Raw genomic sequence first — 19,718 nt, 5'->3', positions numbered from 1 at the left:
AGATAACAAAAAATGAAATACTACAGCCTCCACCACCAGTCGCCGCTGGTTGATTTCCGCACCGCTACCATCACCGGTCAGGCCCCGGATGGCGGCCTGTATTTCCCCGAAAGCATTCCGAAATTCTCGGCCGGCTTCCTGCACGAGCTGCGTAGCCTGAGCAAGGCCACCGTGGCCTTTAATGTGATGCGGCCCTACGTGGGCAGCACCATCGCCGAGGCCGACTTGCAGCGTATCTGCGCCGAGGCGGTAGATTTTGAGTTTCCGCTGGTGCCGGTGGCGGCGGAGGTGTCGGCGCTGGAGCTGTTTCATGGGCCGACTTTGGCGTTTAAGGACGTGGGGGCGCGGTTTATGAGCCGCTGTCTGGGCTACTTCGCCCAGCGCGGCGACACGCCGCCCGTGACCGTGCTGGTAGCCACTTCCGGCGATACCGGCGGGGCCGTGGCCAGCGGCTTCCTGGGCGTGCCGGGTGTGGAGGTGGTAATCCTCTACCCCTCGGGCAAGGTGAGCCCGGTGCAGGAGCAGCAGCTCACCACGCTAGGCCAGAACATCACGGCGCTGGAAGTAGCCGGCACTTTCGATGACTGTCAGGCGCTGGTGAAACAGGCGTTTCTGGACTCCGAGCTAGCGCAGAAGCGCTTTCTCACGTCGGCCAATAGCATCAACGTGGCGCGGTGGCTGCCGCAGCAACTGTACTACTGCTTTGCCATGCAGCAGTGGCCGGTTGGGGCACCCGCACCGGTGGTTTCGGTGCCGAGCGGCAACTTCGGTAACCTGTGCGCAGGGCTGTTGGCCCAAGCCTCAGGGCTACCGTTGGGGCATTTCATCGCGGCCTGCAACGCTAACGAGCCAGTGCCGGTGTACCTGCGCACGGGCACGTTCACGCCGCGCCCGGCCGTGCCCACCTTCTCCAATGCCATGGACGTGGGCAACCCCAGCAACTTCGTGCGTATTCTGGAGCTGTTCGATAACGACCTGAACAAGCTACGCGCCGCCCTCAGCGCCGACACCGTGACCGACGCCGATACCGTAGCCGCCATCCGGCAGGTGTGGGAGCGCGACGACTACCTGCTCGACCCGCACGGCGCGGTGGCCTATACGGCCCTGCGCCGCTACCAGGCCCAGCACCCGGGCTCAGCGGGCCTGATTCTGGCCACGGCCCACCCCGTGAAATTTCCTGATGTAGTAGAGCCCATTCTCGGCCGGGCCATCGAACTGCCGGCCGTGGTGCAGGCTTTGCAGGGGCGGGCCAAACGAAGCGTGTCGCTGGCGGTTAACTACGAAGATTTGAAAGCCTACCTGATGTAGCCGGGCGGCAGCTTGGGCCATTGGGGCGGCGGTTCGGACCTTTGCGTAAAATCAGCCCAATGCCTGCTTCCGTGAAAAACCTGCTGTATAAAATTGCCCTGCCGGCGTTGGCCCTGGCCTTCACCGCCTGCCGCCCCGACCAAGTGGAGCACCTCAAGGACAGCAAGCGCATTGGCATCGAGGCCGAAAACTGGGAGGTGAAGCGCATCATGCCTAAGGACCTGCTGCACGCCACCCGCTGGGCCGGCGATTCCCTCACCGCCACCGCCGACTCGCTGCTACGCCGTACCCTGGCCCGCGAGCTGGCCGCCGGGGGCGTGGCCCACGCAATGGCCTTCTGCAAACCAGAAACCTACGGGGCCGTCGATTCCCTGGCCGGCGTGCTCAAGGCCACGGCCCACCGCGTGAGCGAGCGGCCGCGCAACCCTGCCAGCCAGGTCCCGCTATTGGCCGAAGAAATGCAGCCCGACACGGTGCGCACCATCAAGCGGCTGTCGCAGGAGGTGTTTTTCTATCAGCGGCCTATTGTGCTTAATAACCAATTATGCCTGCGGTGCCACGGCGAAGTCGGCAAGGATATTTCGGCGGCTGATTACGCGGTTATCAAGCAGAAATTCCCGCAGGACCAAGCCACTGGCTACCGGCTGGGCCAGCCCATGGGTGCGTGGCAGCTCAGCCTGCAACGCCCCGGCGTGGCCGAGTTTTGGACGATGAAAACGCGCAAGAAATGGAAGGAGCACAAGATGCCGAAGCTGTTTTGAGGGCGAGGGCATCAGGCCACTGCTACCAGTTGGGCATTCCTGTCATCCTGAGCGCAGCGAAGGACCTTGTCACATTTGCGCCGTTAGAATTGCTGCAAAATGTTTGATGTAATAAGGTCCTTCGCGGTGCTCAGGATGACAGTCGATGAAAACAATACACGCCAAACAGTTGCGGTAAGCCCAACCTTTCGCGCTCCGTGACGTGAAACAAGGAAACGCTGCGCGAAACCCTGTCTGCTGTTTCCTTATGACTTCTTCTGATTCCAAACCCGTTATCATCATCGGCGCGGGCATGGCCGGGCTGGCTTGCGCCACCTGGCTGCACCGTGCTGGCCACGCCGTGCTTGTTCTGGATGCGGCCGACGCCGTGGGCGGCCGCGTGCGCACCGATATTACCCCCGAAGGCTTCCGGCTCGACCGCGGCTTTCAGGTGCTGCTCACCAACTACCCCGAGGCCCGGCGCATCTTCGACTACGGCGTACTCAATCTGAAAGCCTTCCGCTCCGGGGCCGTCATACGGTTGGCCGATGGGCAGGAAACCACCCTGCAAAACCCACTGCAAGCGCCGTTGGCGGCGCTTTCGGCCCTCAAATCGCCCATCGGCACGCTGCCCGACAAGCTCCGCATCCTCAGCTTGGTGCGGCACGTGCTGAAGTATACGCCCGAGGAACTGCTGGCCCGCCCGGCCACCGATACCCTCGGCTTCCTGCAACGCTACGGCTGGAGCGAACAGATGATAAACTCGTTTTTCAAGCCATTTTTCGGCGGCGTTTTTCTCGATAGGGAGCTGACCACGGCCAGCAATTTCTTCGAGTTCGTGTTCCAGCAGTTCGTGACCGGCGAGGCGGCCGTTCCCGCCCTGGGCATGCAGCAGCTGCCCGAGCAGCTGGCGGCCCGTCTGCCCGTCGGCACCGTGCGGCTCAATTCGCCGGTAGCCGGCGTGGTCGATGGCACGCATGTCCGCCTCACCACCGGCCAGGTAGTGCAAGGTTCGGCCGTGGTGCTGGCCACCGATGGACTAAGTACGCTGCGCCTGCTGGGCGGCCGCAGCGGCAACCCCGACGACAGCCTGACCGCCCAGCCGGCCGGCTTTCCCACGGCGGCCCGCATCACCACCTGCACGTACTTTGCCACGCCCGGCGGCCACTCGCCGGGCCGCAACGACAAGCTGCTGCGCCTGAACGCGGCCTCCTCGTGCCTGGCTCACAACGTGGCTTTCCCCTCCGATGTGAGCGGCGCGTACGCCCCAGCCGGCCGCGCCCTGATATCGGTGAGCACCCACGGCGAGCGCAGCCTTGGCGAAGAGGAGCTGACGGCCCGCCTGCGTGAGGAGCTGGCCGCTTGGTTCGGGACGGCCGCCCGGCAGTGGGAGCATCTGCGCACCTATCGCATTCCGGCAGCGCTGCCCGTGTACCTGCCCGGTCAGCCCGTGGAGCAACCCTTGAAACTGGCCGACAACCTCTACCGCTGCGGCGACTGGACCTCCTATCCCTCGCTAAACGCGGCATTGGCCACCGGCCGCGAAGTGGCCGAGATGATTGTCAAAAGCTAATTTGACCAGAGTTGTATCACAATAAAAAAGGCCCGTTTCACTGAAGAAACGGGCCTTTTTGTATTCAAAAATAACAGTTACACTTGCGGGTTGGCGGGGGGCAGGGCATCGTAGCCGAGGGATTCGGCGGGCTCTGGCTCGGCGGGGAGGCGGATGTCGTCGGCGTCGTGTACGCGCAGGGTCAGCAGGCCCGCGATTATCATGGACGCGCCGCCGAGTACCAGCGTGAAGATGGGCTGGTCGTGAAACACGTGCTTCGTCAGCGGCCCCAGAATCAGGCCGGCTACACCCTGCGGAATCACGATGAAGAAGTTGAACACGCCCATGTAGTAGCCCATTTTGTTGGACGGCAGCGCGCCGGCCAGCATGGCGTAGGGCACGCTCAGGATGCTGGCCCAGGCAATGCCCACGCCCACCATCGACACCAGAATGTAGTGGTAATCCTGGATGAAATAAATCGAAATTAGCCCCACACCGCCCATCACTAGGGCCAGCATGTGGGTGAAGCGGCGGCTGGTGGCGCGGGCCACCACGGGCAGCAGCAGCGCCACCACCGCCGACAGGCCGTTATACACCGAGAAGCACACGCCCACCCAGTCGCCGCCTTTGTTGTAGAGGGCCGAAGTGGTGTCGGTGGTGTGGAAAATGTGGCTGGTGACGGCTTGGGTGGTATAAATCCACATCGAAAACAGTGCAAACCACGAGAAGAACTGCACCACGGCCAGCTGGCGCATGGTTTTGGGCATGTGGAAGATGCCCTCGAACGACTCTTTCAAGCCGTTGGCGAAGCCAGCGGTGCGGGCCTTCTCGGCCTCGAATTCGGCCAGGTTTTCGGGCGGGTATTCCTTGGTGCGCAGGATGGTCCAGAGCACGGCTAGGAAGAACACCAGGCCGCCCACGTAGAAGGCGTATTTCAGCGAAAGCGAGATGTGGCCGGGCTCGGGCGTATTGGAAATGCCAAACCAGTTGGCGAACATCCAGGGCAGCGACGAGCCCACGATGGCCCCCACGCCAATGAAAAACGTTTGGGCCCCGAAGCCGGTGGTGCGCTGCTGCGAGGGCAGCAAATCGCCGACCAGCGCCCGGAAAGGCTCCATCGAAATGTTGATGCTCGAATCGAGAATCCAGAGCATCCCGGCGGCCATCCACAGGGCCGTCACGTTGGGCATCACGATTAGCGCGAGCGAGGCCAGCAGCGCCCCCACGAAGAAGAACGGCCGGCGGCGGCCCCAGCGCGGGCTCCAGGTGCGGTCGGAGAGGTAGCCGATGACGGGCTGCACCAGTAGGCCCGTGATGGGCGCGGCCAGCCACAGGAAGGCAATTTCGTCGGTTTTGGCCCCCATGGTTTCAAAAATTCGGCTCATGTTGCTGTTTTGCAGCGCAAAGCCGAACTGAATGCCAAGGAAGCCGAAGCTCATGTTCCAGATTTGCCAGAAGCTAAGCCGGGGTTTTTCGCGGGTACTGGAGGAGGTGGCGACGGCGGTGGGAGCAGCCATGTGGAAGTGGAGAAGAAATGTGGGAGATGCGCCCTGAAAATGAGCGCAGTGCGATTATCGAATTTACTGATTCGCCGGAATAATCAGGCAGTGTTACCGAGCCTTTATCTCGAAAATATGGGCTGAGAGCGGGGCCAACGTCAGGTTGAGGGCGTTGCGGGGCTCACCGTCGGCGAGGAGGTCGGTGTAGGTGTAGAATTTCTTGGTGCTCAGGCCCATGGCTGTCATGGCCTCGGCGGGAATGTTGAGGGTAGGCTTGTAGGTTTTGTCGGCGCTGAAATTGACCACGATGAGCAGCTGCTGCTTGTCGGTGTAGCGCAGGTAGGTGTAGAGGTGGCGCTGGTTGTACTCCTTGCCCAGGTTGTTTGCGTCCTGCAATTCGTAGAAGCGGCCCTTGCGGATGGCCTCGCTGCTGCTGGTGAGGGTGAGGAGGCGGCGGTAGTAGTCGCGCAGGCTTTTCTGCTCGGGGCTGAGCTTGCCGCCGTCGAACTTGCCTTGGTTCAGCCACTTCTGGTGCTCGGGCACGCCCCAGTAGTCGAAGATGCTGGTGCGGCCGTCCTCGCTGCTGAAGCCTTCGGTACCGCGAGCGGGCTCGCCCACTTCCTGCCCGAAATAGAGCATCACTGGGCCGCTGGCCAGAGTAGCCGCCACGGCCATGGCCGGGATGGCGCGGCGCGGGTCGGTGGCGAAATCCGGCGAGGCAATGCGCTGCTCGTCATGGTTTTCCAGGAAGCGCAGCATGTGCGAGGAGAAGCCGTTGCTTTCCTCTTTCCATACTTTGGTGATGTCCTCGGTGGTGCCTTCCTGGCGCATCAGCTTGCGCAGGTCGTCATAGAGGCCCACTTTGTCATACAGGAAATCGAAATGGCCTTTCTCCAGGTAGGTTCGGTATTCCTTGGGGTTGTAGGCTTCGCCGATGAACACGAGACCGGGCTTCGCCTTTTTCAGCTCCGGAATGACCCAGGCCCAGAACTCGACGGGCACCATTTCCACCATGTCGCAGCGGAAACCGTCCACGTTCTTGCCGGCCCAGAACACGAGGATGTCGCGCATCTTCTTCCAGGTATCGGGCACGGGCTCGAAGTAGGTTTTGCGGCCGTTCACGTAGTCCACGCCGTAGTTCAGCTTCACGGTTTCGAACCAGTCGTTCACGCTCGGTGCTTCGGAGAAAACGTCGTTGCCGGTGGCTTTGGCGGGGTTCTCGGCGTACTTGCCGTCCTCGCGCGGGCCTTTCAGCGGGCCGAGCGGGTTGTAGTTGGCAGGCACCACGAAGGCTTTGCCGGGCAGGTAGTAGAAGTTGTTGTTGGGCGCGAAAGCCTTGCTTTTGTCATCATTAGCACCCAAATCCACCACGCCCTGGGGCTTGGCATCCGACTTATAAGACCGCGCCACATGGTTCGGGATAAAGTCCATGAGGACTTTCAGGCCGTGGTCGTGGGTACGTTTGATGAGGGCTTCGTACTCCGACATGCGGTTTTTCACCGTCACGGCCAGGTCGGGGGCCACATCGTAGTAATCCTTGATGGCGTAGGGCGAGCCGGCGCGGCCCTTCACCACGTCGGCGTCGTCGGCTGGGATGCCGGCGCTGGTGTAGTCGGTCATGGTGGCGTGCTCAATCACGCCGGTGTACCACACGTGGCTCACGCCCATGCCCTTGATTTCTTCGAGGGCCTTATCGGTAATGTCGTTGAATTTGCCGCAGCCGTTCTCCGTGATGGTGCCGTAGGGCTTGTTCAGCGCCACTTTGTTTCCGAACAGGCGCGTCATCAATTGGTAGATGACGAGCTTATTATCCTTCGGAACCTCAGCGGTGGTGTTCGGGTCGGTGGCTTGGGGGTGTTTTTTGTCCACGGGCGGGTTGGGCAACGAGAAAGCAGCCAAAGAGAGGAGGCCGCCGGCCAGCAACAGTTTTTTCATGATGCGGCAAGATAGTCAATGGGTGAATGAGTGAATGGCTGAATGGGTGAATGATAAAGCAGGTACCAGACAAATTATTCGCCCATTCAGCCATTCACTCATTCACCCATTGAAAATTACCACTCCTGCGTGAGCGGGTGCAGCATGAGCTCATCCACCACCACGTGCGTGGGCGCTTCGAGCACGTAACGCACGGCCTGGGCGATATCGGCGGGGCGGAGGTGGGTTTTCTCGTTCTCCACACTGCCGGGCGTGGTGTCGTTGAAATAGGTGTCGACCAGCCCTGGATAAATGGTGCTCACCTTGATGCCGTGCGGCCGCACTTCCTTGCGCAGGCTGGCCAGTACGGCATCCTGGGCAAATTTGCTGGCCCCGTAGGCCGTGCCGTGGGCGAAGGTGCGCTTGGCCACATCGGAGGTAATGCCCACGATATGGCCTTTTTTCTGGGCCTTGAAATGCGGCACGGCGGCCTTGCACAGCAGGAAAGTGCCCTTCACGTTGGTGTCAAAAATCCGGTCCCACTCGGCCGCGTCGAACTGCTCCAGCTCGTTGAACGAGCCCACGCCGGCGTTGCACACCAGAATGTCTAGGCGGCCGTAGCGGCTCAGCGTCTCGGCCACGACGAGCTTGGCGTCGGCTTCGTCCGAAACGTCGGCCACGATGCACAGGCCCTGCGTTTTCTGGCCCAGCTCCAAGAGTTCGTCTTCGCTGCGGGCCACTGCCACTACTTTGGCGCCTTGCAGGGCCAGCAGCAACGCAATGGCTTTGCCAATGCCACGGCTCGCGCCGGTGACGATGGCAACTTGGTCGGTGAGGTCGGTCATGGGCGCGCAGGGTTAGCAACAATGAAAGGAAATCTGCCAGTGCAGCAGGCGAAGCAGTTTAAACGAACCGTCGGATTATTTCCGCAGTTCCACCACCCAGGCCGTATGAGCGGGCACGGTCAGGTTTTTTAGGTCGGAAATAGTAGCTCCGCTCGCCACTTCCATGCCCGAGGAAAAGCCGTCGGTGCGCTCGGCAAACCGAGTCCCATCCACCTTCTTTTCGTCCTTCGTGTTGTTGGCGATAATCATCACGCACTCGCCCGCGTCGTTGTAGCGGAAGTAGGTGTACACGCCATCCTGCGGGATGAACTGCATCAGCTTGCCGCTGCTCAGCACCGGGTGGGCCTTGCGGTAGTTGGCCAGCTTGCTCACGTAGTCGAACGCCTCGCCGGCCTGGCCGCTGGGCCGCGTAGTGAAGTAGTTAGTTTTGTCGCCGGCCCAGCCGCCGGGGAAATCCTCGCGCACTTTGCCGTCGGGGTTCGAGAAGTTCTTCATCAGCACCTCGGTGCCGTAGTAGAGTTGGGGGGTGCCGCGCAAAGTCAGCAGCCAGGCAATGCCGGTTTTGAACTTGCCGAAATCCTCGCCAATCACCGAGTAGAAGCGGCTCATGTCGTGGTTGTCGAGGAAGGTCACGTTGCGGGTGGCGTCCACGTACAGCCAGTCGCCCTGCAGGGCGTGGTAGAGCTTGCTCAGGTCGCCGTTTTCGGTTTTCAACGCATCCGAAATCGCGAAGCAAATCTGGAAGTCGAGCACGCCGGGCAGGTTCGACTTGAAGCCGTTCACCGGCGGCAGGATGTTCTGGGCGAAGAAGGCCTGCTCGGCCTCCGTTCCTTCCCAGGCTTCGCCAAACTGGGCCAGCTTGGGGTATTCTTCGCCAATGGCTTTGCCCCAGGCCATGAGGAAGTTGGGTTCGGAATAGGGGTACGTATCAATGCGGTAGCCATCAATTCCCGTCGATTCTACCCACCACAGGAAGTTCTGAATCACGTAAGTAGCCACCAGCGGATTGCCCTGGTTCACATCGGGCATCGTGGTATCAAACCAGCCGTCGTTGAACAGCGTGTAGTCGCGCTTCGAGCCGTAGGGGTCGTTCAGCGCAAAAGCATTGTAATTGCTGCGAGTGAACTTGGGGAAGGCGTGGAACCAGTCGGCCGCCGGCTTGTCGAGGAACAGATGGTGGTAGCTGCCCCAGTGGTTGAGCACGATGTCCTGCACCACTTTCAGGCCGTCGGCGTGGGCGGCTTTCACGAACTGCTGGTACTCGGCGTTGGTGCCGTAGCGCGGGTCGATTTTGTAGCAGTCCGTTACCGCGTAGCCGTGGTAGCTGGCCTTGGGCATGTCGTTTTCGATGATGGGCGTGGGCCAGATGGCCGTCGCGCCCAGCTTCTTGAAGTAGTCGAAATGGTTCTGAATGCCCTTCAGGTCGCCGCCGTGGCGGGCGTACATCGAGTCGCGGGCAATGTGATTCACGCGGGTGCCTTTCACCACGTCGTTCTTCGGGTCGCCGTTTGCGAAGCGGTCCGGCATCAGCATATAGATGAAATCGGCCTGCGTGAGACCCTGCGTGCGCTGCGGGTCGGTATTGCGGGCGCGCAGTTCGTAGGTATATGTCAGGCTTTTGCTGCCTTTGAAGCTCAGTTTCAGCTGGCCCGGCTTGGCGTCTGGGCTGATGGTGAGGTTGACAACGAGGTAGTTCGGGCTTTCCAGCTTCTGCTGACTGTCCAGGGTCACGCCGGGGTAGGTGGCCAGGGTGGCCGTGCTGCCCGCGATGCCGGGCGCATTCACTAGCAATTGCAGCTTGGGGTTTTTCATGCCCACCCACCAGTAAGTCGGGTCGATGCGCACGCCGGGGGCGGCTTTCGCAGTGGCGCTGGGAGTAGCGGCGGGACCAGCAGCACCGGTTGCGGCCGGCGACAGCAGCGGCATCAGCAGCCCGGTAGCGACGAGCAGAAATTGTGGGAATTTCATGGCAAAAAGGGCGTAAGAATAACGGCAGGGCCAAAAGTACGGCTTTCCCGGAAGGAGCTTCATGCGCAACCGTTTCCACTTTCGGAATATATTTTTCGCTCACATCAAGCCCACAAAAAAGCCCGCCCCCAAACCTGGGAGCGGGCTTTCACTATTCGCTTCAGCCAAGTGGCTTACTGCTGCTTGGCCAGCCAGAGCGAGGCGTTCATGTGCAACTTGGCGTGGCTGGCAATTTCGGTCCACCCGGGGTACACGGTGTTGCCGGGGCTGCCGGTGCCGTCGTCGGCCGGCGACGAGTCGGTGATGCACACCACGCGGCCCGTGCCGTAGGTGCTGCTCAGGCACATGATGTTGGTGTTGCCCTGCGAGGCGGTGCTCTGCCAAATCAGCGGTGTGGCGGCCGAGCCGGAGGTCTTAGTCATCGTCGCGCCGTTCGAGAATTTCAGCTGCGTCACCGCGCCCTGCGAGCCGTTCAGGATGGTGTTGGTGCCGCTGGCCAGCACGTTGCTGGTGGTTTCCGAGATATTGGTGAGGTTGATGCTGTAGCCGAAGGGGTTGGCCTGTACCGAGTTATTCGTCATCAAATCGTTCCAGATGGCGGGCGAGTCGTAGCCGTCATTGTTGCGGTCCGATACATCGTGGTCCGAAATCATGAACAGGCCGCCGCCGTTTTTTACGAAGTTGATGATGGCCGTTTTCTCGGTAGCCGAGAACAGCGTATTCGGCTCATCCACCACAAACACATTGTAGTTGGCCAAATCCTGAGGGTTCGAGGTATTGCCGTAGGTGATGGCCGTGCCCGAGGGCAGGTTTTCCACCGAGTTGCCCAGCTTCACCAGCGCCACGCCCCACGAGGAGAGGGCGGCCGTCCAGTACGTTTCCGAAGTGCTGGCCGTGATGCCCGAAGCGGCTGGCGTGGGGTAGCGCGGCGTCACGCCGCCGTCCACGTCCAGGGCCCAGTCGGCGTTGCCGGCCAGCTCCGCGTGGCTGGCATCGAAGAGGAATTTCTTGCCGCCAGTACCACCGCCGCCGCCACCGCCGGTACCATAGCTTTCCACCGTGATGTTGTCGAAGTTCAGACGGTTGGTGCTGCCGTCGGTTTTGCGCACCTGCAGGCGCACGTTGCCGGCAATGTTCACCGTGAAGGAAGCCGTGCTCAGCGTGGTGCTGCTCGTGGTGATGGTGCTGCCCACCTTAGCGTAGCTGCTGCCGCTGTTGGCGCTGGCCCACAGCTCCCAGGTGCCGCTGGCGTCGGTGCCATACAGGGCGTGCGCCACCGTGACCACGCCGGCCCCGCCGGTCAGGTCAAAATTCATGCTCAGCGAACCGCTGTTGCGCACCCGGGCCGACCAGGTGCCAGTTTTGGCATCGGCCGTGGTGTTGCCGATGAGGGCATCGTTCAGCGTCCAGGAGCCCGAGCCGAGCGTGACACTACCCGTGGTGTAAGCCGTTTTGGTACCCGTTTCAAAGCCTTCGGGGAAGCCCGGTGCCGATACATTTTGCAACACCGTAGCCGCCGCCGGGGCCTCCGGCGTTAGCTCCGATTTCGAACAACTGGCGAACAGGAGAGCACCCAGCAAGGGCGCCACCAGGTAGCGAACAGAAAGTGTCATGCGCATGGTGTGAAATGGGTTAAAAGTTTGGGAGTGAAGCGCCAAAGCTAGTGTAATCAACTAGGGGTATTGCAATGGGATATGTTAAAAGATTGTGGCTTTTTTTGAATTATCATTAATTAAATGCCTTTTCAGTAGATTGATTTTATTAAAATTAGAAAATATGTTACTATAATTAAAAAATTAATTATTTCTTCATAATTGATGCTTGGCAGACAAAGGCAAGTGTTTGCTGCTAAGGCGGCAATGGTGTCAGGGAACAAAAAGATGCTCTCTTTGCACGGGGCACGAAGAAAATTTGGTAGTAACCCGCTGGCTGATATTGCCTTGACACTGTTGCCGTTGGGCCAAATGCTAACGTTTGCGTAAGTCGTGCCTCAATATCAAGTGGTTGCGATTTTTCCGGAATGCTTCGGACCTTGCGCCCTCAACGGAAGCTGCGCTTCAGGCGGCGCTTCTTTTTTCCAACCCGAAACCTCCATTCTGGCGTGCGCTCCGGCCCGCGCCCTAGCCCTTTATTAATGGCTTTTACCTTTAAACCCTACACGCCGGCCGCCAAATTCAAGACCGCCGCCGCGTACTTCTCGATGGAGTTTGCCGTCGACCAGGCCCTGAAAACCTATTCCGGCGGCCTCGGCTTTCTGGCTGGCTCGCACATGCGCTCGGGCTTCGAGCTGAAGCAGAACCTGGTGGGCATCAGCATCCTGTGGAGCTTCGGCTACTACGACCAGGACCGCAACGCCGACCAAAGCATGCGCGCCGAGTTCCGCCAGAAGCACTATTCGTTCCTGCAGGATACGGGCATCATTTTCCCCATCACCATCCACGGGGCCGATGTGCAGGTGAAGGCTCTGTACCTGGCTCCGGAAGTATTCGGGACCGTGCCGATGTTCTTCCTCACCACAGATATTGAGCAGAACGACTTCCTCTCGCGCACCATCTCGCACCACCTCTACGACCCGGACGCGGCGGCCCGCGTGGCCCAGAGCATCCTGCTGGGCGTGGGCGGCGGCAAGCTGCTCGACGTGCTCGGCCGCCAGACCGACGTGTACCACCTCAACGAAGGCCACGGCCTGCCGCTGGCCTTCTACCTCTACGAGAAGCACGGCCGCGACCTGGCCGAGGTGCAGAAACGCCTGGTTTTCACCACGCACACCCCCGAGCTGGCCGGCAACGAGGAGCGCCCCATGAAGCTGCTCACGGACATGACCTTCTTCGGCACGATGCCGGAAGACGAGGTGCGCCGCGTGGCCCAAATCGGCCACGGCGACGCGCTCAACTATACCCTCACCGCGCTGCGTTTCTCGCGTAAGGCCAACGCTGTGAGCAAGGTACACGGCACCGTGGCCAACGAAATGTGGGGCCACTACGAGGGTATCTGTCCCATTATCCCCATCACCAACAGCCAGAACGGCACCTACTGGCGCGACACGCAGCTGGCCGCCGCCCTCAAAGGCAAGGACGATGCCGCCCTGCTGGCCCGCAAGCAGGAGCTGAAAAAGGACCTGTTCAAAATCGTGGCCGACCAGACCGGCAACGTCTTCGACCCCAACGTCATCACCATCGTATGGGCCCGTCGTTTCGCCGGCTACAAGCGCGCCGATTTGATTCTGCGCCACTTCGAGCGCTTCGTGGAGCTGGCCAACAATTCCAAGCACCCCATCCAGATGATTTGGGCCGGTAAGCCCTACCCGAAGGACTTCGGCGCAGTGGCTTTGTTCAATGAAATCATCAAGCGCACGGCCAATCTGAAGAACTGCGCCGTCCTCACCGGCTACGAGCTGGGTCTGTCGGCCGCCCTCAAAAAGGGTTCCGACATCTGGCTGAACACGCCCCGCTTCCCCCGGGAGGCCAGCGGCACCAGCGGCATGACCGCCGCCATGAACGCCAGCGTGAACCTGAGCATCGCCGACGGCTGGATTCCCGAATTCTGCCGCGACGGTGAAAATGGCTTCCTCATTCCGATTGTCGACGTGACCCTGCCCGATAACGTGAAGGACGATGCCGAGGCCACCGCCCTGCTCGACGTGCTCGAAAACACCGTGCTGCCGCTATACTACGACCAGCCCAAAAACTTCCTGAAAGTGGTGAAAACCGCCATGAAGGACGTGGAGCCGGAGTTTGAAAGCGGCCGCATGGCCAAGGAATACTACGAGCTACTGTATAAGGCGTAAGCAGGAGTCGATGGGGCGACGTTAGCTCCATTTGTCATCCTGAACGCAGTGAAGGACCTTACCACGTTTGACCGATTGTCGTATAAACAGCGACTCGTTCGAACGTGGTAAGGTCCTTCACTGCGTTCAGGATGACAGGCAATTTTCACTATCCTTCCTTTCCGCCATGTGTGGTCGCTACACCTTCATCGCCCCCGCGCCAGTCATTGAAAAGCGCTTCGACGCCAAATTCACCGAGCCCGCGCCGACTACTTACAACGCCGCGCCCTCGCAGCGGCTGCCCATCATCACCAACGCCGCGCCCGGCCAGATTCAGCTGCTGAGCTGGGGCCTGGTGCCCAGCTGGAGCAAGGACCCGGCCGCCGGCCCCAAGCCCATCAATGCCCGGGCCGAGACGCTGGCCGAAAAGCCCAGTTTCCGGCAGCTGCTGGGGCGGAAGCGCTGCCTTGTGCTGGCCGATAGTTTCTTCGAGTGGCAGGCCACGCCCGCGGGCAAGGTGCCACACCGCATCCTGCTGCGCGATGAACAGCCCTTCGCCTTCGCCGGCCTCTGGGATGAGTGGCTGGACCGCAGCACCGGCGAACTGCACCCCACCTTCACCATCATCACTACCGAGCCCAACGCGCTGATGGCCAAAATCCACAACCGGATGCCCGTCATCCTGCCCACCCGCGCCGCCGAAAAGGCCTGGCTCGATGATGGCCTGAGCCTGTCGGCGCACCAGCAGCTGTTGCAGCCGTATGATGCGGCCGCCATGCAGGAATACGTCATCAGCAAGCGCGTAAACTCGCCGGCGAATAACGACCCGGAGGTACTGGCGGCAGCTTAAGCAGTCCTGAACAGTAATTGCGGGTCATGCAGAGCGTAGCATCTTTACTGCAGTCACTAATTCTTTTGATTGCGTTGAGCGGTAAAGATGCTTCGCTACGCTCTGCATGACGTTCTTATTCCCGCCCCTGCTGCGTTACTTTGTCCGCATGAACTGGCGCAACCCCTGGCTTTTACCGATTCTCATTCTCGTGCTGGCCTCGGCCGTGCAGCTAGACCTGCCGTGGTGGAGCCTGGCCGTGGTGGCGTTTGTAGTGGGGCTGGCAATTGCTCCCACGGGCCGCGTAGCCTTTTGGGCCGGCTTTAGCGGAGGTGGGCTGAGCTGGATACTGCCCGCCGCTTGGCTGGCCTATCAGAATGGTGGCCTACTGGCGCACCGCGTGGCGCAACTGCTGCCCCTGGGCGGCTCATCGGTGGCGCTGGTGCTGGTGGCCGGCCTTGTGGCTGGTTTGGTTGGCGGGCTGGCGGCTTTGGCTGGATGCTGGCTGCGCGAGGCGTTTCGCTCGCCTTCGGCCGCGTAGCGTACCGTTTGTTATTTCACCTGCTGCATCACCCATTCGCCCACAGTTTCGAGGGCATCGGTAGCCGCCGTGGGGCGTACGGTGGTGCCTGCTGCCAGGGCCTGCTCGCTGAGGGGCGCCTGAAACTCGTGGTTCAGGCCGTCGAGCTTCTGCACGTTCACGCGCTTGTTGGCTTTGAGGCCTTTTTCCAGCGCCGGCAGGTTGGCGGCTAGTTGCACCTGCGTGTCGGCGGTGCCGTGCAGGAGCAGGGTGGGGCAGGCTACTTTGGCCAGCTCTGCCTGCGGATTGAAGGTGAGGAAGGAGCGGTACCACGGGCTGGTGAGCTGCCCGGCCCGGGCCTGCGCCGCCGCCGAGGTCAGCGACGGATAAATCTGCTTCAACATATTGGCCACAATGGCCTGCGCCTGGGCATTATCACTCGTCTGACGGATGATTTCGAGCAGCGCGTACTGGCGCTTATACAGCGCATCATTGCGCTTGCGGGCTTCGGTGGTCAGGCGCAGCTGCTCCTGGGCAATGCGCAGCTGGGTTTGGGCAGGATTGGCACCGGTGGCTAGCTGCTGTTTGGCTTCGCGCCGGGCCACTGCCATTGCTTGCGCTGCCGTGGCAGCCCACTTTATCTGGGCGGTATCGGGCTCGCCGGGCTGGTTCACCAGCGAGGTTTGCCGGGCCAGCAGCTCCTGCCCATTCACGCCGGCCGCGCCCAATGCCACCAGGAATGCGGGCGCGGGTGCCTGTGCCCCAGCCAATAAGGCCACGTTGGCCCCTTCGCCATGCCCCAGCAGGCCCACGCGCAGTGGGTCGATGCCGGGCTTGGCCCGCAGGTAGGCCATAGCCGATTGCGCATCGGCCACCAGCTGGGTGCCCGCTGTGGCCGCAGATACCCCCACCGAGCGGCCTGTTCCCCGGTCATCGAGGCGCAGCACGGCCACGCCCTGACGGGTGAGGTAGTCGGCCAGGGCATTCAGTAGGCTATAATCGCCCGTGGCTGATTCCGGGGTGTTCACATCCGGCAGCAACACCACGGCGGGAAATGGCCCGGTGCCGGTGGGCAAACGCAGCGTACCGCCCAGGCCAATTTCGGGGCTGGGACTACTCGGGCTGCTCACGTGTACTTCTTCGGTTTTGTAAGCCGGGGCTTCCTTAAAGGGGGCCAGGGCTATGCTTGCTTCAGCGGTTTTGTCGGCGGCCACGCGGTCCAGCACCAGCATAGCGCGGAAGCCGGGCTGCTGCCATTGGCCGCGCAGTCGCTGCCCGTTGGCCACAGGCTGGCCGGCAAAGCGGCAGCCCGCCTTATCGGCATAAAAAACCACGCTGTCGGCGGTGCTCACCACGCGCATCGGGCTGTTGTGGAGCCGTCCCGCGTCCATGCGGAGCACGGCCGTAGGCGTACCATCAGCCTGTGCGCTCACACTGATAAATACCTGGCGGCTGCCGCCAGGTACAGGCAGAGCACCAGCCCATTGGCCCAGCATCTGGCCCGTTCCGATGGGCGCTGCCTTAATAGTTGCCAGGCTTAACGTGCTGACAACCGTCAAGCCAATGATTTTAGTTAGTAAATAGTTGATATTCATAGCAAATGCAGTTTAGTGTGTCCGGGTCAAGCGGAAAGGAGGCGTATTCGCCAAAACCCGATTGACTCAAAAGTACAATTAAATCTTGTTTAATAAATTAAAAATAAAATGATTTATGAATAAAAAATATCATTAAAGTTTTATTTATAAAAAACCATTGTTTTTATAATTCATCCCAGGCAGTAGCAATAAGGCCGCTCAAAGCAGCGAATAGCAGAGCCCCGCGCACAAAAAAGCCGCCCTCCCCAGTGGCTGCGGGCAGCAGCAAGGGGAGGGCGGCGAGGCAAGCCCGGCAACAGCGTATTGGCTTACATGATTTTGCTGTACCAAGCCAAAATTTCGAGGCCGGCGGCATCAGTTTCGGCTTCCACTACTTCGGTGATGACGTATTGGATTTCATCGTCGGACCAGTCTTCGTCCTCGGCGGCGGGCACCCACAGGTCGAGGGCGGCGTAGCGGTTGACGCCGGGGGGGAGCGTCCAGGTTACTTTTTTGCGGATATTCATGGCAGTAGGGTAGTCGAGGGGGGACGAAGATATAAGGTGAAGACGGGCCGGCGGACTAACGGTTGTCGGCGGCTTCGCGGATAACGGTGACCTGCACCGGAACCACGCCGGCCTCGATGATGCCGAGCTGCACGGCGGCGCGGTGCGACACATCCACGATGTAGCCTTTGGTGTGCGGGCCGCGGTCGGTTACGGTCACATCCACGGAGCGGCCATTGCGGGTGTTGGTAACGCGGATGAGGGTGCCGAACGGCAGCGTGTTGTGGGCGGCCGTCATCTGGCCGGGGCGGTAGGTACTGCCGCTGGCGGTGGGCCGGCCGTTAAACTTGTCAGCATAGTAGGAGCCCAGGCCCGATTGAACACTGTTTCGGGCGCCCTTTGTGCCCTTGCTCACGGTGTGGCTGCCGCCGCAGGAGGCCAGCCCCAAGGCCAGCAAAAACAGCAGGTATAATAGCCCGCGGTGCAGAATTTTGGCTTGTTTATTCAACTTCATCCAACCTTTATTTTAGGTGATAATCTTTCGGTTGTAATTCTCACACAACCCTATTTTTCCCCAACACAACCAATGAAAAATTTCCTGAAAGTGGCTTCGGCCCTCGCCCTGTCGTTCACGTTTATGGCTGCTCACGCGCAGCAAGGTGATGGCAAGATGATGAAAAAAGAAGAAAAGACCGAAGGCAAGATGGTGAAGCACGCCGGCAAAATGCACGGCGACAAAATGGTTAAAAAAGAAGGCAAGGTCGTGAAGAAGGACGCCAAAATGGAGACCAAGGAGAAAATGTAGGTCCTTGGCCTCGGGCAAACTACGGCCGTCCGGCCTGGCTGCTTCTGCGGAAGCCGCCGGGCCGGACGGTTTTTTTTAGAAGGTTGCCATTCCGACGCAGGAGGAATATGAGGGTTCTGCTTTGACGGTTTTACCCAGGTTCCTCCTGCGTCGGAATGACAACTCGTGGCTTATTCAAATAGCTTTTTAGTGGGCCGGCTTGGGCGGGGCCGCCGGAATCCGCAACGCCTGCAACGACTCGAAATTGCCCTGGAAGACGTTGAAATCGACCACGCCGCGAATGCCGGGCACGTAGGCTTCGTCGGAATGCTGCCAGATTATCCACTTGCTGCGGGGCAGGGTGGGGCGCTCCACTTCGTAGTGGGCCAGCCAGAGTGGGTAGTCGTCGAAGTGCCCGGCGAGGTGGCGCTTGTAGAAGCTGTGGTTGGAATAGAGGATGGGCCGGACGCCGTAATGCGCCTCGATGAGGCGCAGCCAGCGGGCCACTTCGCGGCGCAGCACGGCCACGTCGTGGAAATTAGCGGCTTCTACGTCGAGTACGGGTGGCAGGTCGCCGGGGGCGAGGGGCACTGTTTTGGCAAATAGATTGGCCTGCACCTTGCCATCGCGGTTGGGCAGGAAGTAGTGATATGCTCCGCAGAGCACGCCGGCTTTGCGGGCCTCGCGCCAGTTGCGAGCGAAGCGCGGGTCGCGCATCGTAGCGCCCTCGCTGGCCTTGATGAAAGCAAACCGGACGCGGTTGCGGGCCACCTCGGGCCAGTCGATGCGGCCCTGGTATGATGAGACGTCGATGCCGTGCACCGAGTAGCCGGCCAGCAGCGGGGTTTTTTCGCGGCCGGTGAGGCCGTTTTTGGTGAACGTGGCCCAGGCCCGGCGGGCGTAGCGGTTCAGCTGCACCTGGTGGCGCAGGTAGTAGGTGCCGCCCAGCAGCAAGGCCAGCAGGGCCGCTGCCAGCAGGCCGCGCCGCCACGGCCGCCGGGGCGCGGCGGGCCGGGCGGGCTGGGCAACGGGTGCGGTGCTGGACAATGGCGGCATAGGCAGGGGCTCCAAAAATAACGCCGCGCCGCGCGCCATCGTGCGCCGGGCCCCGGCTTTTCGCGAACTTTGCGCTTTCAGCCCACCAAATTCGCCTATGTCTTTCCTCCGCGCCGCCGATGCCCGCGACGAAACCGGCCACCTCATCAGCGAGCTGCACGGCATAAAGCTGGTGCAGATTCTGGAGTACCTCGTGGCCGCCTACGGCTGGCCCGAGCTCGATGCGCGCCTGCGCATGAACTGCTTCGCCGACAACCCGAGCATCAAGTCCAGCCTCACGTTTTTGCGCCGCACGCCCTGGGCCCGCACCAAGGTCGAGGAGCTTTACATTAAGGCCCGTAGCGCGGAAGTGCAGGGCCGCCCTCGCCCGTAAGCATCATGGCCGACGTCTCCGAAAAATCGTCCAGGCCGGCGCTGCTGGCGGGTCTGGGGCTGTTCATCGCCTTTGAAATCGTGGCCTTTTATGGCCTGCAATACCTGACTTCGGGCCTGGGCGAAAGCAACCAGAACCAGCCCGAAAACACCATCGTGAGCAATTGGGTGAAGACGATGGTGTTTTTTGTGGCGCACCTCACGCTGGTTATCGCGGCCATGCTGGTGCTCAGCAACCGTCTGCCGCGCCGCTACCGGGGCCAGATGATGGGCTGGTTTTACCTCGCCGTGGTGATGAGCTTCGTGCTGATTATCCCGCTGTTCGGGTAGGCCCGAAAAAACAAAACCACCGCTGCGGGCGGTGGCTCAAGAGTAAAAACCCAAAAGACTCGGAAAGTGGCCGGTCGGTCCCGGCTATATAAATAGGACTGCGGTGCCGGTCGGTCCCGGCGTTATAAAAAGCGGTGGCGAGGAGCGGCAGCGGA

The 19,718-nt window shown here is 60.9% G+C and carries 18 protein-coding genes; 9 read left to right on the top strand and 9 right to left on the bottom strand.

The annotated features are described in order from the left end of the window. Positions 1-12: 12 nt before the first annotated feature. From thrC to ACYU70_RS18920, 3 genes are all read left to right on the top strand, one after another. On the top strand, positions 13-1,308 hold the full coding sequence (thrC, locus tag ACYU70_RS18930) for a threonine synthase (protein ID WP_342296764.1): 1,296 nt from the start codon (positions 13-15) through the stop codon (positions 1,306-1,308). A gap of 59 nt (positions 1,309-1,367) precedes the next feature. Next, positions 1,368-2,069 carry a c-type heme family protein gene (locus ACYU70_RS18925; RefSeq protein WP_342296763.1) on the top strand — a complete coding sequence of 234 codons (702 nt, stop codon included), beginning with the start codon at positions 1,368-1,370 and terminating at the stop codon, positions 2,067-2,069. 247 nt (positions 2,070-2,316) lie between these two features. Next, positions 2,317-3,621: a protoporphyrinogen/coproporphyrinogen oxidase gene (locus tag ACYU70_RS18920; RefSeq protein ID WP_342296762.1), complete on the top strand. Its 1,305-nt coding sequence runs from the start codon at positions 2,317-2,319 to the stop codon at positions 3,619-3,621. A gap of 77 nt (positions 3,622-3,698) precedes the next feature. Here the strand turns inward: ACYU70_RS18920 and ACYU70_RS18915 are convergent, their stop codons facing one another. The 5 genes from ACYU70_RS18915 to ACYU70_RS18895 all read right to left on the bottom strand — a co-directional run bounded on the left by ACYU70_RS18915 (position 3,699) and on the right by ACYU70_RS18895 (position 11,439). Further along, positions 3,699-5,117 (bottom strand): MFS transporter, encoded by a 1,419-nt coding sequence (locus ACYU70_RS18915; RefSeq protein ID WP_342296760.1) that lies wholly within the window; start codon positions 5,115-5,117, stop codon positions 3,699-3,701. Positions 5,118-5,210: 93 nt separating this feature from the next. Beyond that, the gene (locus ACYU70_RS18910) at positions 5,211-7,034 is read right to left on the bottom strand and encodes an alpha-amylase family protein (RefSeq protein ID WP_460616073.1); all 1,824 of its coding nucleotides are present in this window, start codon (positions 7,032-7,034) and stop codon (positions 5,211-5,213) included. A 116-nt stretch (positions 7,035-7,150) separates the two neighbouring features. Continuing rightward, entirely contained in the window at positions 7,151-7,858 is a 708-nt protein-coding gene (locus ACYU70_RS18905; protein WP_342301532.1) for an SDR family oxidoreductase, read from the bottom strand. Between the two features lie 75 nt (positions 7,859-7,933). Then, entirely contained in the window at positions 7,934-9,826 is a 1,893-nt protein-coding gene (locus ACYU70_RS18900) for an alpha-amylase family glycosyl hydrolase (RefSeq protein ID WP_342301530.1), read from the bottom strand. Between the two features lie 173 nt (positions 9,827-9,999). Further along, entirely contained in the window at positions 10,000-11,439 is a 1,440-nt protein-coding gene (locus ACYU70_RS18895) for a hydrolase (RefSeq protein ID WP_342301528.1), read from the bottom strand. Between the two features lie 521 nt (positions 11,440-11,960). Between ACYU70_RS18895 and glgP the strand changes: the two genes are divergently transcribed. The 3 genes from glgP to ACYU70_RS18880 all read left to right on the top strand — a co-directional run bounded on the left by glgP (position 11,961) and on the right by ACYU70_RS18880 (position 14,962). Next, positions 11,961-13,613 carry an alpha-glucan family phosphorylase gene (glgP, locus tag ACYU70_RS18890; RefSeq protein WP_342301526.1) on the top strand — a complete coding sequence of 551 codons (1,653 nt, stop codon included), beginning with the start codon at positions 11,961-11,963 and terminating at the stop codon, positions 13,611-13,613. A gap of 166 nt (positions 13,614-13,779) precedes the next feature. Next, complete coding sequence (locus ACYU70_RS18885) at positions 13,780-14,442, top strand: SOS response-associated peptidase (protein WP_342301524.1); 663 nt, start codon at positions 13,780-13,782, stop codon at positions 14,440-14,442. A gap of 106 nt (positions 14,443-14,548) precedes the next feature. Next, positions 14,549-14,962 (top strand): hypothetical protein, encoded by a 414-nt coding sequence (locus tag ACYU70_RS18880; RefSeq protein WP_342301522.1) that lies wholly within the window; start codon positions 14,549-14,551, stop codon positions 14,960-14,962. A gap of 11 nt (positions 14,963-14,973) precedes the next feature. Here the strand turns inward: ACYU70_RS18880 and ACYU70_RS18875 are convergent, their stop codons facing one another. The 3 genes from ACYU70_RS18875 to ACYU70_RS18865 all read right to left on the bottom strand — a co-directional run bounded on the left by ACYU70_RS18875 (position 14,974) and on the right by ACYU70_RS18865 (position 17,535). Further along, on the bottom strand, positions 14,974-16,536 hold the full coding sequence (locus ACYU70_RS18875; RefSeq protein WP_342301521.1) for an alpha/beta hydrolase family protein: 1,563 nt from the start codon (positions 16,534-16,536) through the stop codon (positions 14,974-14,976). Between the two features lie 308 nt (positions 16,537-16,844). Next, positions 16,845-17,042, bottom strand: coding sequence for a hypothetical protein (locus ACYU70_RS18870; protein ID WP_342301520.1), 198 nt, complete (start codon positions 17,040-17,042; stop codon positions 16,845-16,847). Between the two features lie 55 nt (positions 17,043-17,097). Beyond that, positions 17,098-17,535 (bottom strand): septal ring lytic transglycosylase RlpA family protein, encoded by a 438-nt coding sequence (locus ACYU70_RS18865; RefSeq protein ID WP_342301518.1) that lies wholly within the window; start codon positions 17,533-17,535, stop codon positions 17,098-17,100. Positions 17,536-17,607: 72 nt separating this feature from the next. On the opposite strand from ACYU70_RS18865, the gene ACYU70_RS18860 reads away from it, so the two are divergent. After that, positions 17,608-17,826, top strand: coding sequence for a hypothetical protein (locus ACYU70_RS18860; protein WP_342301516.1), 219 nt, complete (start codon positions 17,608-17,610; stop codon positions 17,824-17,826). Between the two features lie 186 nt (positions 17,827-18,012). On the opposite strand, the gene ACYU70_RS18855 is transcribed toward ACYU70_RS18860, so the two are convergent. Beyond that, positions 18,013-18,861 (bottom strand): glycoside hydrolase family 25 protein, encoded by an 849-nt coding sequence (locus tag ACYU70_RS18855; RefSeq protein ID WP_342301515.1) that lies wholly within the window; start codon positions 18,859-18,861, stop codon positions 18,013-18,015. Between the two features lie 97 nt (positions 18,862-18,958). Here ACYU70_RS18855 and ACYU70_RS18850 point away from each other — a divergent pair, with 97 nt between their 5' ends. Both ACYU70_RS18850 and ACYU70_RS18845 read left to right on the top strand, forming a co-directional pair. Further along, the gene (locus tag ACYU70_RS18850) at positions 18,959-19,234 is read left to right on the top strand and encodes a VF530 family protein (RefSeq protein WP_342301513.1); all 276 of its coding nucleotides are present in this window, start codon (positions 18,959-18,961) and stop codon (positions 19,232-19,234) included. A 5-nt stretch (positions 19,235-19,239) separates the two neighbouring features. Beyond that, complete coding sequence (locus ACYU70_RS18845; RefSeq protein ID WP_342301511.1) at positions 19,240-19,563, top strand: hypothetical protein; 324 nt, start codon at positions 19,240-19,242, stop codon at positions 19,561-19,563. Positions 19,564-19,718: the final 155 nt, after the last annotated feature.

This window comes from Hymenobacter segetis (genome assembly GCF_054776495.1).
The sequence above is the reverse complement of the archived record's forward strand: the minus strand, read 5'-3'. Positions and strand labels throughout refer to the sequence as shown.

Excerpts from the sequence above, each read along its gene's own strand:
- ACYU70_RS18925 (WP_342296763.1), top strand. The coding sequence starts at position 1,368 with ATGCCTGCTTCCGTGAAAAACCTGCTGTATAAAATTGCCCTGCCGGCG.
- ACYU70_RS18865 (WP_342301518.1), bottom strand. The coding sequence starts at position 17,535 with ATGAAGTTGAATAAACAAGCCAAAATTCTGCACCGCGGGCTATTATAC.
- ACYU70_RS18915 (WP_342296760.1), bottom strand. The coding sequence starts at position 5,117 with ATGGCTGCTCCCACCGCCGTCGCCACCTCCTCCAGTACCCGCGAAAAA.
- ACYU70_RS18870 (WP_342301520.1), bottom strand. The coding sequence starts at position 17,042 with ATGAATATCCGCAAAAAAGTAACCTGGACGCTCCCCCCCGGCGTCAAC.
- ACYU70_RS18910 (WP_460616073.1), bottom strand. The coding sequence starts at position 7,034 with ATGAAAAAACTGTTGCTGGCCGGCGGCCTCCTCTCTTTGGCTGCTTTC.
- ACYU70_RS18885 (WP_342301524.1), top strand. The coding sequence starts at position 13,780 with ATGTGTGGTCGCTACACCTTCATCGCCCCCGCGCCAGTCATTGAAAAG.
- thrC (WP_342296764.1), top strand. The coding sequence starts at position 13 with ATGAAATACTACAGCCTCCACCACCAGTCGCCGCTGGTTGATTTCCGC.
- glgP (WP_342301526.1), top strand. The coding sequence starts at position 11,961 with ATGGCTTTTACCTTTAAACCCTACACGCCGGCCGCCAAATTCAAGACC.
- ACYU70_RS18845 (WP_342301511.1), top strand. The coding sequence starts at position 19,240 with ATGGCCGACGTCTCCGAAAAATCGTCCAGGCCGGCGCTGCTGGCGGGT.
- ACYU70_RS18855 (WP_342301515.1), bottom strand. The coding sequence starts at position 18,861 with ATGCCGCCATTGTCCAGCACCGCACCCGTTGCCCAGCCCGCCCGGCCC.
- ACYU70_RS18850 (WP_342301513.1), top strand. The coding sequence starts at position 18,959 with ATGTCTTTCCTCCGCGCCGCCGATGCCCGCGACGAAACCGGCCACCTC.
- ACYU70_RS18900 (WP_342301530.1), bottom strand. The coding sequence starts at position 9,826 with ATGAAATTCCCACAATTTCTGCTCGTCGCTACCGGGCTGCTGATGCCG.
- ACYU70_RS18860 (WP_342301516.1), top strand. The coding sequence starts at position 17,608 with ATGAAAAATTTCCTGAAAGTGGCTTCGGCCCTCGCCCTGTCGTTCACG.
- ACYU70_RS18905 (WP_342301532.1), bottom strand. The coding sequence starts at position 7,858 with ATGACCGACCTCACCGACCAAGTTGCCATCGTCACCGGCGCGAGCCGT.
- ACYU70_RS18920 (WP_342296762.1), top strand. The coding sequence starts at position 2,317 with ATGACTTCTTCTGATTCCAAACCCGTTATCATCATCGGCGCGGGCATG.
- ACYU70_RS18895 (WP_342301528.1), bottom strand. The coding sequence starts at position 11,439 with ATGACACTTTCTGTTCGCTACCTGGTGGCGCCCTTGCTGGGTGCTCTC.
- ACYU70_RS18875 (WP_342301521.1), bottom strand. The coding sequence starts at position 16,536 with ATGAATATCAACTATTTACTAACTAAAATCATTGGCTTGACGGTTGTC.
- ACYU70_RS18880 (WP_342301522.1), top strand. The coding sequence starts at position 14,549 with ATGACGTTCTTATTCCCGCCCCTGCTGCGTTACTTTGTCCGCATGAAC.